Annotated in this window: 13 protein-coding genes; 6 read left to right on the forward strand and 7 right to left on the reverse strand. The window is 45.4% G+C overall.

Annotated elements, in window-relative coordinates; genetic code table 11:
• Positions 1 to 10: 10 nt before the first annotated feature.
• A complete protein-coding gene (locus tag QUB44_RS09350) occupies positions 11 to 376 on the forward strand; it encodes a phage holin family protein (protein WP_333328440.1) in 366 nt (121 codons plus the stop codon).
• 151 nt (positions 377 to 527) lie between these two features.
• On the opposite strand, the gene QUB44_RS09355 is transcribed toward QUB44_RS09350, so the two are convergent.
• From QUB44_RS09355 to QUB44_RS09365, 3 genes are all read right to left on the reverse strand, one after another.
• Positions 528 to 959 carry an NUDIX hydrolase gene (locus QUB44_RS09355; RefSeq protein ID WP_333365940.1) on the reverse strand — a complete coding sequence of 144 codons (432 nt, stop codon included), beginning with the start codon at positions 957 to 959 and terminating at the stop codon, positions 528 to 530.
• Positions 960 to 1,142: 183 nt separating this feature from the next.
• Positions 1,143 to 1,595: a DUF3531 family protein gene (locus tag QUB44_RS09360; RefSeq protein ID WP_333365943.1), complete on the reverse strand. Its 453-nt coding sequence runs from the start codon at positions 1,593 to 1,595 to the stop codon at positions 1,143 to 1,145.
• Positions 1,596 to 1,722: 127 nt separating this feature from the next.
• On the reverse strand, positions 1,723 to 2,739 hold the full coding sequence (locus QUB44_RS09365; RefSeq protein WP_333365945.1) for a Sll0314/Alr1548 family TPR repeat-containing protein: 1,017 nt from the start codon (positions 2,737 to 2,739) through the stop codon (positions 1,723 to 1,725).
• A gap of 423 nt (positions 2,740 to 3,162) precedes the next feature.
• Between QUB44_RS09365 and QUB44_RS09370 the strand changes: the two genes are divergently transcribed.
• From QUB44_RS09370 to QUB44_RS09380, 3 genes are all read left to right on the forward strand, one after another.
• Positions 3,163 to 3,834 carry an energy-coupling factor ABC transporter ATP-binding protein gene (locus tag QUB44_RS09370; RefSeq protein ID WP_333365948.1) on the forward strand — a complete coding sequence of 224 codons (672 nt, stop codon included), beginning with the start codon at positions 3,163 to 3,165 and terminating at the stop codon, positions 3,832 to 3,834.
• A 104-nt stretch (positions 3,835 to 3,938) separates the two neighbouring features.
• Positions 3,939 to 4,682: a 16S rRNA (guanine(527)-N(7))-methyltransferase RsmG gene (gene rsmG, locus QUB44_RS09375; protein WP_333365951.1), complete on the forward strand. Its 744-nt coding sequence runs from the start codon at positions 3,939 to 3,941 to the stop codon at positions 4,680 to 4,682.
• Positions 4,683 to 4,706: 24 nt separating this feature from the next.
• Positions 4,707 to 5,492 (forward strand): glucose 1-dehydrogenase, encoded by a 786-nt coding sequence (locus tag QUB44_RS09380; RefSeq protein WP_333365954.1) that lies wholly within the window; start codon positions 4,707 to 4,709, stop codon positions 5,490 to 5,492.
• Positions 5,493 to 5,674: 182 nt separating this feature from the next.
• Here the strand turns inward: QUB44_RS09380 and QUB44_RS09385 are convergent, their stop codons facing one another.
• The 3 genes from QUB44_RS09385 to rpiA all read right to left on the reverse strand — a co-directional run bounded on the left by QUB44_RS09385 (position 5,675) and on the right by rpiA (position 8,832).
• Entirely contained in the window at positions 5,675 to 6,430 is a 756-nt protein-coding gene (locus tag QUB44_RS09385; protein ID WP_333365957.1) for a Fe-Mn family superoxide dismutase, read from the reverse strand.
• Between the two features lie 215 nt (positions 6,431 to 6,645).
• Complete coding sequence (locus QUB44_RS09390) at positions 6,646 to 7,830, reverse strand: aldo/keto reductase (RefSeq protein ID WP_445299881.1); 1,185 nt, start codon at positions 7,828 to 7,830, stop codon at positions 6,646 to 6,648.
• Between the two features lie 285 nt (positions 7,831 to 8,115).
• Complete coding sequence (gene rpiA / locus QUB44_RS09395) at positions 8,116 to 8,832, reverse strand: ribose-5-phosphate isomerase RpiA (protein ID WP_333365958.1); 717 nt, start codon at positions 8,830 to 8,832, stop codon at positions 8,116 to 8,118.
• Positions 8,833 to 8,871: 39 nt separating this feature from the next.
• Here rpiA and QUB44_RS09400 point away from each other — a divergent pair, with 39 nt between their 5' ends.
• Positions 8,872 to 9,855, forward strand: a complete 984-nt coding sequence (locus QUB44_RS09400; protein ID WP_333365961.1) for a glycosyltransferase family 4 protein — start codon at positions 8,872 to 8,874, stop codon at positions 9,853 to 9,855.
• 210 nt (positions 9,856 to 10,065) lie between these two features.
• The gene (locus QUB44_RS09405; protein ID WP_333365964.1) at positions 10,066 to 13,323 is read left to right on the forward strand and encodes a tetratricopeptide repeat protein; all 3,258 of its coding nucleotides are present in this window, start codon (positions 10,066 to 10,068) and stop codon (positions 13,321 to 13,323) included.
• Positions 13,324 to 13,441: 118 nt separating this feature from the next.
• Here the strand turns inward: QUB44_RS09405 and QUB44_RS09410 are convergent, their stop codons facing one another.
• Positions 13,442 to 13,570 carry a hypothetical protein gene (locus QUB44_RS09410; protein ID WP_333365967.1) on the reverse strand — a complete coding sequence of 43 codons (129 nt, stop codon included), beginning with the start codon at positions 13,568 to 13,570 and terminating at the stop codon, positions 13,442 to 13,444.
• Positions 13,571 to 13,616: the final 46 nt, after the last annotated feature.

Genomic DNA, 13,616 nt, shown 5'->3' on the forward strand with positions numbered 1-13,616 from the left:
AGATGAACAGATGGATATCGTTTCGCTGGCAATTGCTTGGCTGGTAACTTCGGTGAGCTTTTTTATTATTTCCAAGTTGCCCATCGGGGTGGACATTGACACTTTTGGAAAAGCGATGATTTCGGCGGCGGTTTTTGGATTGCTGAATGCTTTGGTGCGGCCGCTTTTTGTGGTTTTGGGTTTTCCATTGGTGTTGGTAACTTTTGGTTTGTGGATAATTGTTATTAACGCGATTATCTTTGGATTAGCGGCTTGGCTAGTCGAAGGATTTCGCTTGCGGTGGGGAATTTGGAGTGCTTTGCTGGGTGCTATAGCCCTCGGTTTTATCAACTCTTTGCTCTATGAGCTGTTGCGGACTCTGCCTAGTGTAAGGTAGCTCCGGGTAATGCGGGGGGCGGAAGGAAGGGGCGGGTTTATTCATCCTGTTAGTTATCGCCAATATTTCAGGTGAAACCCGCCCCGACGGCAAATATTTTAGGTTTAATTTCCCCATATCAGGTATTTATTTTTTGGTACAGGTTGAGTTATTAGCCTTCGCAGTAGTCGATAAATTTGTCTGGAACTAGGCGCAATTCGCCCGATCGAAAGCGCTCGATGGGCATCCAAAATGCAGTATGTTCCCCATCTCCGTCTGCAAAATCCAGACTCTCCAATTCATAAAATTTGGCATCGACAAAATCGCACTGGTATAGTTGTATTAATTCATGTCCGGCTTGGCCATTATAAACAAAGAAGTTTTCCAAACAAGCCAAATATTTGATGTTTGTCAACTCGGCTTGAATTTCTTCTTGAAACTCTCTTCGCAAAGCGTCGATGCTGTGTTCTCCGAATTCTATGCCACCGCCCAGAGCTCGGTAAAATGTGTCTTGTTTGACCGGATCTTGGCATTCTGACACGAAAATGCGATCGCCCGATCGAATTAATCCTAAAACAATTACGCGAACTTTACCTTTTTCCATAATTAGTCATCAGTCATTAGTCATCATCATTAACTGGTTCCTAGGGTCTGCCTAGGAATCAATGTCCAGAGGCTCTGCCTCGCTTTCGGAGCAGCAAAATAGGAGGCAGAGCCTCCAGATATGTGTTACCAGGCAGAGCCTAGTAACGAGTAGAATCCGGCCCTAATGAGTAATCACTAATGACTAATTATCAGCAGCAAAAGACTCTCGACGGCGACTGTTGTCAACGGGCCAGTCTGTATTTTCCCCGCCAATAATGAGTTTTTCAATCGTTACGAATTCTTTGCTGAGTTGCTGGAAAACATTAATCAAAACATCCAGGCCAATTGCATCGCTAGTACCCAAATCAAACCAGCAGCGAGCCCAAGAACCTTGATACTCCATTTCTCCCATATTGTGCATCAAAGCCATCATACTTTGGTCGGCTAGATTAACATCGTAATTCATATCACTGATGTCTAAGCCTTCATCTTGAACTTGCAAATTTTCCGCATTAAATCCTCCCAGTTTTCCCAAGAAAAACCAAGAGTCAAACACTTCTTCAACATACTGTTTTTCACCGTTTGAAGGCACGTTGCTGAACTTCAGCCAAATCCAGAGGTCAAAGGGGTTAAACTCGCGAAACTCTACTTGCATCAATTTTATCAAAGAAAGGAAATGGAATTGCAGGGATTGGATTGCAGGAGAGAGGAAAAGTGGGAGAGAGGGAGACAGGGAAAATTTTCCTCCTGACTCCTGATTTCTGACTTCCCTCTGAATCTTTTTAAAGTGGTGGTAAGGCTGCCGGCCCCCAGACTCCATCTGCATCTCTAATTTTATCGCGCATCGGGTCGCAGGCGCGAGATTGGCTGTCGAGACGGTTACGGGTTCTGCACTGCTGAAAGAAGATTTCGGCTACTAAACTGCGCGGCAGTTGGTCGGGTTTTGCTAAGGCTGCATCGAAGTTTTTTCTGGCTTCCTCAAGTAAGGTTTTGTTGCCGTCTTTCCTCTGAGATTGGGAAAACAAAATTTGTGCTTTTAGATAGAGAACTTCGGGATTGTTGGGCGTTTCTGCTAGAGATTTATTGGCAAACTCTAAAGCGCGATCGTACTTTTTCAAGTCTCGATAACCTACTGCCATGCCACGATAAGCTAAATAGCGGGGAGAGGCTTTTTGTTCGAGTCTTTGAATTGCTTCGTTGGGGTTGGAAAAGGGCAGGTTTGTGGCTAGCATTAAGTCCATGTAGCCTTTGATCAGGTTTAGTTCGGGGTCGTTGGGCGCTATTTTGTCGGCGGCATCTAGGTATTGAAATACTACTCGCAATTTACTCAAAGCTTGGGGCGCGCCTTTGGCTGTTCCTTCTTTGGCTATAATGTGCGACCCTTCTAGAAAGTGACCTGCTGCTGTGTAAATATTGCCGCGCAATGGATTAGTTTTCGCCAATTTTTCGCCGACTTCGCGGGTTTTTTGCGCGTAGGAATTCATCGAGTTTAAGTCCTGCTCGATGTAGGAGAAGGAGGCTGCCATTGCATAGGCTAGTGGCTCGTTTGGTTCGGCTGATAGTGCTTGTTGAATTTGAGTTTTTGCTTGTTTGTAGTTTCCTTGCTGAAACATTGTTTTGAAAGCGGTTTCGGTGTTGGGCCCGATCGCCTGCGGGTTGCTGCTGCGAAAGGGATCGCCCGCTACTGCTGAGTTAATGCAGATGCTGAGGGCGATCGCTCCTGCACTGGCGATCGCCCGCACTGTCTTTTTAGAACTTAACATTTGCTTGCCCAGCGATGCTAAAGGGGTTTTCGTCATCGTCAATTCTCTCAATGTAATATACTGTAAACTAGAAACAAGAGAGTTAAATTTTCAGACTCTCGGGCCGCGACTAAAAAAAGAGTGAAATTTGCTTGATTTTTTGCTGCTGTTGCGGTATATTTTAATAATGGAAGTGTAAATTGTAATATATTAAACAACAGATTTCCATTATTAAAATATACCATAAAACAACAGAAAAATCAAACGCCAATCCTGAAAAAACAAGGAAAATCTTGTAAAGATTTATGTAAAGTAATTGTGTGCGATCGGCCCCAGCCAAAAACAGCCTTAACTATCAATAGCACAACCAGAAGTTCCCCGCTCCAACAATAACTATTTTTCTGATTGTTGACTGTTGACTGTTAACAACTGCCAACTGCCAACTAACAACTGCCAACTGCCAACTAACAACTGCCGTTAATGCTTTATCTAAAAAACTTAGTATATCATCCTACCGCCTGTCCGAATCCTATTCTGAAAAATATTAACTTAGAACTGCCATCGCAGCAAATGGGGCTGATTGTCGGTCGCAGCGGTTCTGGCAAAAGTACGCTATTAGAAATATTAGCAGGTTTAGCAGAAAAAACTAGCGGCGACATCCGTTGGCGGGAACAAGAATTAACACCGGAACACTTGCAACAGTTAGGAGGGTTAGTGTTCCAGTTTCCAGAAAGGCATTTTTGCGGAGGTACAATTTTAGAAGAATTGCGGTTGGGGCATCCTGAATTGGGACAAGAACAAATTAACTCAGCAATGGCAGAAGTGGGGCTCGGACATTTGCCGCTGCGGGCTTCCCCCCACGCTTTGAGCGGCGGACAACAGCGGAGGGTAGCCCTGGCGGTGCAGCTAATTCGGCAGCCGCATTTGCTACTTTTGGACGAACCGACGGCGGGTTTGGATTGGTCGATGCGCCGACAGTTGGTAAGCTTGTTGAATAAGTTGAAAAGCCACTGGACTTTGTTGATTGTTACTCACGATGCTAGCGATTTGCTGAGCGTTGCTGACCGATTTTGGACTTTAGACCACGGGGATTTGCAGGAGGTCGATCGGGCTAAGTTAGAAGCTAAGGAAACGAGTTTTGTTAGTCATTAGTCATTAGTCATCAGTCATTAGTTAGTGCGGGCGCGTAGATCGCATTGTGAAGCATTTTTGGGCGAAGAGAATTTGCATAGTTTAGGAAAAAGTGGCAATACAAGATGAATCAGATTACAATGCCTGTGCTACCGGAGATGAACGAGTTGTGGCAAAAAACGCTGAATTGGCAGCCGGATGAGTCGCAGCAGCAAAAATTTCAGCGACTTTATGAGTTAATTGTCGAGGGCAATCGCTCCTTGAATTTAACTCGAATTACTGAGCCGATGGAGTTTTGGGAAAAACATTTGTGGGATTCTCTGCGGGGAATTGCGAGACTGCTGCCAGCTAATCACAATTCGGCGGAAAATCCAGAATTGGCCGCCGAGTCGGTGCAGAAAGCCATCGACATTGGGACTGGTGGGGGTTTTCCGGGGTTGCCCATCGCGATCGCCCTGCCGGAACTATCAGTTACTTTGCTCGATTCTACTCGCAAGAAAATTGATTTTTTGGCAACAGTTGTGCCATCTTTAGGGATAGAAAATGCGGCGACTTTGTTGGGCAGATCCGATGAAATTGCCCGACAGCCGCAGCACAAACAAGCTTATGATTTAGCCGTTCTCCGAGCAGTGGGAGCAGCTCCTCTCTGCGCTAAATGCGCGCTGCCTCTGCTAAAAAATGGCGGTTTGGCTGTACTTTACCGAGGGAATTGGACGGTGGAGGAAGAGACGGAGTTGCAAAGGGCGATCGAGCATTTGGGCGGCACAGTTGAGTCAGTCGAAGCATTCACAACGCCGACGAGTCAGGGGGCGCGGCACTGCGTTTACTTGCGGAAAGTTGTACAGCAGTTCGAGCGTCCCGTGCGCTAGCTATAGCCGTTTTCAATACTAACTATGCTTGTCAATAAGATTGCACTTGTTACAGGTAGCTCTAAAGGAATTGGTGCTGGCATCGCCCTTGAATTAGCCAAATCTGGTGCCGATGTTTGTGTCAACTATTGCGATTCTCAAACATCTGCACTCGAAGTAGTCAATCAGATTCACTCACTCGGCCGTCGCGCTATCGCGATTCAAGCAGATGTCTCACAGCGCGACCAAGTGGAAAGGATGGTCGATAGGTGCGAACAAGAACTCGGTCAAATCGATATTCTAGTAACAAATGCGATCGCCAGCGTCCGAAACACCTTGCTAGAAACTAAATTTGAGGATTTACAGCGAACACTAGAAATAGGGGTGTACGGTGTGTTTCACGTCTGTCAAATAGTCGCCCGCCGTATGGTGGAAAGGAAGGCCCAAGGCTCGATTATCCATATCTCATCCCCGCACGCTCATTTTCCGTATAAGGGTGCGATTGACTACAACACCACCAAAGCAGCCTGTCATCACCTCGTTCTTTCGATGGCGAATGAACTGATGTGGCACAAAATCCGGGTCAACATCCTAGAGCCTGGGTGGACTGATACTCCGGGTGAGCGACGCTGGTATAGCGACGAATTGCTTGAGTCGTTCAGCAACAGAATGCCTCTTGGTCGGATGGGATTCCCGGAAGATTTAGGCAAAGCAGCAGTTTTCCTGGCATCTGATGCAGCTAGCTACATCACGGGTAGCGTGTTAAAGGTAGATGGTGGATTGTACATTGAGGGCAGCCCGAGTTTGACAGCAGAATCAGAAAATAAGTAGGTAGGCGGCATTAAACTGAACCATCTAACAGTATGGAAACAGGGCTCTGTCAGCCACGCTTAAGGCTCAGGATATTTGACAATCGTTTACTTACTTAATTGCGTTTTACAGCGCCTACCTACTTAAAACAGAGTTTGTTGTTGGGCTATCTGGGCTCGATCGCAACAACAAACTTTGTTGAACTAGGCGCTCGCCTGTTCGTAGCGCTTGTTAATTTCCGCCCAATTAACCACATTCCACCAAGCTTTTAAGTAGTCGGCGCGCAAATTTTGGTATTTGAGATAATAAGCGTGTTCCCAAACATCGTTACCCATAATTGGATAGTTGCCCTCCATGAAAGGGCTGTCTTGATTGGCAGTAGTTGCAATCTCAAGTTTGCCAGCTTTATTGCGGACTAGCCAAACCCAACCGCTGCCAAAACGCTTGGCGCCGGCATCGTTAAATTTTGCTTTAAAATCGTCAACACTGCCGAACGTTTGCTGGATTGCTGTTGCAATTGCCCCTGTCGGTTCGCCGCCCCCGTTGGGACCCATGATTGCCCAAAACATACTGTGATTTAGGTGTCCGCCGCCATTGTTACGCACGGTTGTGCGAATATCTTCCGGCACTTTGCTCAAATCTCGCAGCATATTTTCAGCACTCATACTTTTGAGCTGCGGGTATTTGCTGACAGCATCGTTGAGGTTTTTAACGTAAGCGGCGTGGTGTTTGTCGTGGTGAAATTGCATTGTCCGCGCATCGATGTGCGGTTCTAAAGCATTGTATTCGTAGGGCAAAGGCGGCAGTGTAAAAGGGCCGGGGGTTTGGGCTATTTTTGGGCTTTCTGCAACTGGACTTGCTTGCGATACATTATTTCCTGACGCTTGGCAAGCACCTGCGGTAATAGCTCCGACGCTGGCTGTCAGCAAATACAAGAAATCTCGGCGTTTGAGAGTCATAAAAAATACCTAAGTGAATTATTAACTGTTTTATCTCAGATTAAAGCAAAATGGGAGTGAGTTGAGAAAAAAAGTTGTATCGCCCGAATGGATGAGACGGATGGGCGATGGTTGCGAGAGTTTCTCAAGTATAGGCTAATTGTATGCGCGTAACTAACTCACGTGCTCCGGTTCACCAACCCGGTTTCTGTCTCGAAACCGGGTTTTTTTTGCGATTATTCTTGGGACAAGCGCTGGATGGCTTCGCCTCCAAAAAGCCGATCGGCTGCTTGAAGAATACCGGGAATTTTAGCAGCGTGGGGACTGTGGGCGAGAGGGCGGCGCAAGTCTAATTCATCGAGGCGATCGGCTTTTTGACCCGGGAACCAGTGGCCCGCATTACCTAAGAGGTTGTAGCGCATCTTGCAATAGTCGATCGTATCGTAAGCCTGCGCCAAATTCCACAGCCACAAAATCACATAAATATTAATACCTCCGGGAGTATTTTCTATAGTTGGTAAACCGACGTGCCAAGTGTTAAACCAATCTTCTCCGAGTTGATTAATTGCTGCCTTTTCCAACCTTGCTAATATCGGTGGCAAAATTTCATCGGATCTCTCTAACAATTCTACAGCTTTCAGATGCTCGTTAAAATCTTCAGGTTTGGCTGCGCCCAAACTCAAAGTGTGTACTTGCGGATGCGACAAACAAAACAAATCGTTAAACACCATCGGACTCAGCGGATAGCACAAGTCGATTAATTTTTGTGGCGGGTTGTAAAGTTGACCGCCTTTGTCGGAAGGACTGATAATAAAAACGCCCATATCGTGACGTTTAGCAGCTTCAATAGCCGGCCAATTACTTTGATTGATGTAGTACCAGTGCAAGTTAAGATAATCAAATTGATTAGTTTCAATTGTTTTGACAATCACATCCGTCGGGCCGTGAGTTGAGAAACCAATAAACCGAACTTTGCCTTCTGCTTGCAACTTTTTCGCCACATCCATGCAGCCGCCCGGACGCATAGACTCCTCTAGCAATTCCCACGTATTAATGCCGTGTAGTGACAGTAAATCGACGTATTCCAGTTGCAAATAAGCTAAGGATTTATCAAAGTCTTCGCGAAACTCTTGGGAGTTCGGTTTGGGAATAATTTTCGTTTGCACTATCAACTTTTCGCGGGTAAATTGCGGCAAAATCAACCCCAATTGCATCTCGGAAGTGCCGTAACCGCGAGCAGTTTCTATGTGATTGATGCCGCATTCAACCGAGTAGCTAATCGTCGCTTCTAGATTTTGTTGATTGTCTGGTGGAATTTCATTGGCTGGCACGTCTTGCCATTTGTACTGATATCTCATGCCACCGCAGGAAAAGACGGGCATGGATAATTCTGTGCGACCGAATCTGCGATATTGCATCATTATAATCAAAGTCAAAACTATAGAAGAAGGAAGAAGGAAGGAGGAAGAAGGAATATGTAACAATCGCAAGGGTTTCACTGATTAAGAATTTCTTAATAGTCTTGGCGGTTGCTATAGGGTAAGAAACCTTATTTTTGGTATTTTTGCGGGTTGTAACTCCCATATGGCCGCATTCTCATGAACAGGCAAGATGCCTGTTCCACAAAGAGTTTTTGCAGCATTCTCATGAACAGGCAAGATGCCTGTTCCACAAAGAGTTTTTGACCACCAATGGGGCAGTTTTGACTATTTAGAAATCTCCCGTACTACTGGTTTTCCGTCTAGTATTTCGCCGACTAAAACTAAATCGGTACAGTCTACAAACAAACCATTTTCTAACACACCGGGAATGTTATTCAAGCTTTTTTCCATTTCTCCGGGGTTGGCAATGTCATCAAATTTGACATCAATTACCATATTACCTTGATCGGTAATTACCGGGCCTGCTTTTTTCACGCCCATGCGGAGTTCGGGTTTGCCACCCAATTTTTCAATGGCCCGCATCACTGGTGTTAATGCCATCGGTATAACTTCGATGGGAACGCGAAAAGTCGAGCCCAATTTATCAACCATTTTGGAACCGTCAACTACTACAATAAACTGAGTTGCGAGGTAATCGACTACTTTTTCGCGGGTGTGGGCTGCGCCGCCACCTTTAATTAAGTTGAGGTGGGGATCTACTTCATCCGCGCCATCAATAGCAACATCAATTCTGTCAATTTCATCGAGTGTTACCAGCGGTACTCCGTACTGTTTGGCTAACACTTCTGATTGAAAAGATGTCGGCACTCCCTTGATATCTTTGAGTTGACCGGATTTTATGCGCTCGCCCAATGCTTGAATAGTATAAGCTGTAGTTGACCCGGTGCCGAGTCCGACAATCATACCAGATTTTACGCGATCGGCTGCAGCAAAGCCGACTTGCTGTTTCATCAATTTTACGGGATCTTGTTCTGTGGTCATGTTCGGTACTCCTTAATAGTTTTAAGATTATACCATTGAATGAAAATCGGATTTCTCGATACCTACACTTGGGATTACAACATTGAAACTCCTTATCGCGAACCTTTGGGTGGCACTCAGTCGGCTATTTGTTACTTAGCCGAGGCGTTGGCTGCACAGGGAAACGAGGTATTTTTGCTCAACAATACTTCCAAGTCGGGGATGTCGCGCGGCATTGATTGCAGGCGCAGGGTGGGGGACAAATCTAATTTAGAATTGCTGCGATCGCTCGATTTTTTAGTTATAGTCAATATAGTCGGCAAAGCGCTGGAAATCAAGCCGCTTTTGGGGCATCTAACTAAGTTAATTTTGTGGATTCATAACGAACCGGGCTTTGTATTCCTCGAAAATTTTAAAAATGATCAAGAAATCAATGCTTGCGATGCCTTTGTATTTGTTAGCGACTGGCAGTGCGAGCAATTTCATCGGCGCTTTGGGATTGACTCCAATCGCAGTTGTGTTTTAAGAAATGCGATTGCACCTTGTTTTGCTAACATTTTCGCCGATAATATTTCTATCCTATCTCATAAATCTCGACCGCCCATTCTAGCTTACACCAGCACTCCATTTCGCGGACTCGATATTTTGTTAAAAGTCTTTCCCGAAATTCGTCAAGCTGTCCCCGGAACCAGATTAAAAGTATTTTCAAGCATGAAAGTACACCAAATAGACGACAATGATAACCAGCTTTTTTTCGGTCAACTTTACCGCCCGTGTCAGGAAACAGAAGGCGTCGAGTACATCGGTTGCGTACCCCAATCCAAACTCGTCCGGCAACTGCTTTCAGTTGCCGTTTTAGCTTACCTGAATACCTATTTAGAAACCTCATCTATTGCCGTGATGGAGGCGATGGCCTGCGGTTGCCGGATTGTGACGAGTGAATTGGCAGCTTTGCCGGAAACAACTGCTGGATTTGCCCGTCTAGTTTCAATGTCAGGGGTGGAAAATTTTGCATCGATAACTAATTGGAAGCTGGCGGGCTAACCAGATTGGGAGGGATATACAAGGAGGTTTTTAGAAGCCGTAGTTGGAGTTTTAAATAAGGACACGGGTGCGGGTGGCGCAACTGCTGAAAATCATCTGAGACAGCAGGTAGAATATATAAATCGAGGGTGTACTTGGTCTGTGCGATCCCGATAGTGGTTAGAATGGTTGAATATTATTAGTGTAAAAACTGTAAGAGTGGCAGAGCAAATGAGCCGGAATTCTTTAGTAGGTTTAGAGGCAGTGAGAGATTATTTTCAAAAGGGAAATTGGCGGAAAGATCAGGGTGATCTCGGTGGCGCCATCGAGAATTATCAGAAAGCTTTAGAGTTCAATCCCGAAGATGCAGAAGTTCATAAAAAGTTGGCGGAAGTTTATGTTTTACAAGGAGAATTTGAAAAGGCGATCGCCTCTTGTAATGTCGCTCTTAAATTTCAACCTAATTTTGCTGCTGCTTACTTGACAATAGGCAATGCTTTGCAGAGTCAAGACAAACTGGAAATGGCAATTCAAGCTTACTTGCAAGCTTTAGAAATTCAGCCGGAATTTGCTGAAGCTAGCGCGAATCTCGGCAGTATGTATTACAAGTTAGGGCAATTGGAACAGGCGGCAAATTATTACCAGAAAGCTCTGCTAATAAATCCTCAATTGTGTTCGGTTAATATGATGCTGGGCAGCGTTTTGCAGCAGCAAGAAAAGTTAGATGCAGCCATTGCTTGCTATCAAAAAGTGCTGCAACAGCAACCGGGAGATGCCAGCGCTGCTGAGAAAATATCGAGTTTGCTCGCACAAAAACAGCGGCAAACTACCGACAGCAACTTTATCGAATTAGAAACAGAATCAGGCGAAGCGCAACCAGTATCTGTCAACAAAGATGAAGGCTACGGCTTGCAGCCTTCGAGCATCAATTTGCCGCCAGCGCCCACCACTGAAACTTTAAATACTCCCTTTACAAACCCCGCCGAACTTTCGGAACAAGTTACCTCGCTTAATGTTCCAGATAGCGGACAAGTTGCCAATTTTCAAGAAGTAGAACCCTACAAAGAACTGGCAGAACAGTTTTTAGTTCAAGGTAAAATTAAAGAGGCGATCGCAGCTTGTCAGCAAGCCCTAAAAATTCGACCGGATTTCATCCATGCTTACGTAACTTTAGGGAATGCTTTGCAAGCAGTAGGCAAAACAGAAGCTGCGATTCGATCGTATTCTCAAGCCCTAGAATTGCAGCCAAATTTTGCGGAAGTGCGCGCCAATATCGGCAGTATGTATTTCAAAATGGGGCGTTTGGAAGAAGCGATCGCCCATTACCAGCAAGCCATTGCCCTCAGTCCAGATTTAGCGGGAGCTCACTGGAACTTAGGGAAAGTATATCAGAAACACGGTAACATCGAAGCAGCGATCGCCTGTTTTAAAAGAACATCCGAACTCAACCCGCAGCTAGTCGGTGCAGACTTCCACTTTAACTTAGGTAATCGACTTTTCAGCCAAGGAAAGCGCGATGAAGCCATCGAATGCTACGAAAAAGCGATCGCCATTAAACCGGATTGGGCTGAAGCCTACGGTAACATCGGCAGCGTGCGATCGCAACAAGGCAATCTCGACGCTGCCATCGCTTACTATCAGAAAGCTGTAGCTTTAAAGCCACACTTAGAAGTTTTGCACTTCAATATAGCCAATTCTTTTTTACAGCAAAACAAGTACGAAGAAGCGATTACTAATTACCGAAATACTCTGAAAATTAAGCCCGACTGGCCGGAAGTTCACGCTAACCTCGGCAGTTGTTTTTCCATGCAGGGGCGGCTGGAAGAAGCTTTAGCAAGCTATCAGCAAGCTTTGGCATTAAAACCGAGTTGGGCAGAGGTTTACTGCCGGATGGGACACATTCAGAAACAAGATAAGCCCTTGGAGGCGATCGCCAATTTTGAAAAGGCGATCCAATGCAACTCCAAATATAGCGAAGCCTACCAACAATTGTGCGACTTGCTAAGCCATTCCACCAACCTCGCCGGAGCCCGTAGCGTAGCCGACAAATACTGCGAAAACTGCGGCGAAAATGCCCCAATCATGTCAGCTACAGCCTACGTCTTTTCCTACCTGCAATCAGGTGTCAGCCAACAGGCAATTCAAAAACTCGAAGAAATCGAAAAACTATGTTACGAAAAGGTCGAAACCTTTAGCGTAATCGAACTCAAACTGCTCTACGAAATCTTCCTGTTTGCAGTTTCTCACCTGCGAGACAACCGCGAAAAAAATGCCAGTTTTTATCGACTCATTGCCAAAGAATACTACCAAAAAGCCGTCCCTAAGCGCCAGGAAATTAACAGAAGCAACCTAGCAAATTATCAAACAAAAGAACAGCGTCCTTTAAAAATTGGCTTCCTTTCCAAACACTTCCGCCGCCACTCAGTAGGCTGGTGCAGCGAAGCTTTAATTCGCGAATTAAGCCACATCACCCCCCACGTTCACCTTTACGTCACCGGGAAACTCCACCGAGATGAGGTTACGCAGCGGTTTGAAGACATGGCGGGCAAGTTTTACTGGCCTAAAAAATATCCAAACGGCTTTGCTGATGGCGGTGAAATCTTCGCCGAAGTAGCGCAAGACAACTTGGATGTTTTGATAGACTTAGACTCGATGACAGTGCCAACAAATGTCGAAGTGCTGTATCAATATCCTGCGGGAATTTGCGTTTCTTGGCTGGGATTTGACGCACCCTACATTTCAGATAATCACTACTTTCTGTGCGACGAACACACTCACCCCCCTGGTGTTGAAAAAAATTACTTAGAACAGTTAGTAAGATTGCCTAGCTGTTCGGTAGCAATTGGCGCACTGCAAAGCATTCCTGTGAATCGAGAGGCGATTAGAAATGCTCTCGGAATTGGCTTAGATCAGATGACTTATCTGTGCGTTTCTCCGGGCAGAAAAACCAATCCCGAAATGGTACGAGCTCAAGTTAAAATCCTTAAGCAAGTACCAGATAGTGTGTTAATCCGCAAAGGTCAAGGCGACCCCGACGTTATTCACAGCACTTACCGCGAAGAATGCGAAATTCAGGGAGTAGATTTTGGTCGGATTAAGTTTATAGGGCAAACCAGAAGTGAAGAAGAACACCGCGCTATTTATTATGTAGCCGACGTGCTTTTAGATTCCTATCCTTACAACGGGGGGACTCACAATTTAGAGGCTTTGTGGGCTAATTTGCCAGTGGTAACTCGATCTGGCGACCAATATCTTTCGCGCATGGGTTACGCTTTTCTGAAAAGTGCAAATGTTGATGTTGGTGCGGCGTGGAGTTGGGAGGAATACACGCAGCGGGGAGTTGAGTTTGGCCGCGATGCTGGTTTGAGAAATAGGGTGAAAGAGCATTTAGTAAAATCTAAGCAGCCAGAACATCTCGCACCTTTGTGGAATCCTAAAAAGTTGGCTGAGGATATGTATGAGGTGTTTCAAAAACTGTTAGCTAAATAGGTTAGTCAGTAGTCATTCAGTAGAAGGAAAATTTCTGCATCTCCCACTCTTCCCCTCTTTCTGTGAAGTCTTGTAACAATCTTCGTGAAAAGGCGTAAAAGCTACGCCCAGAGTCTGATTAATAAATAGCTGATTCATAGTACCGCGATCGCACTAACTTTATGCCAGTTAGGGCGATCGTTTTTTTAGTAATACCAGTTTCAAAAAAGAATGCAACTGTAGACAAGCTCAAAACCAGCAGCTTCATCAGTAATTCCCCAATCTAAAATCTAAAATCTAAAATCTAAAATCTA

It is taken from the genome of Microcoleus sp. AT3-D2, assembly GCF_036705715.1.
Classification (GTDB): domain Bacteria; phylum Cyanobacteriota; class Cyanobacteriia; order Cyanobacteriales; family Microcoleaceae; genus Microcoleus.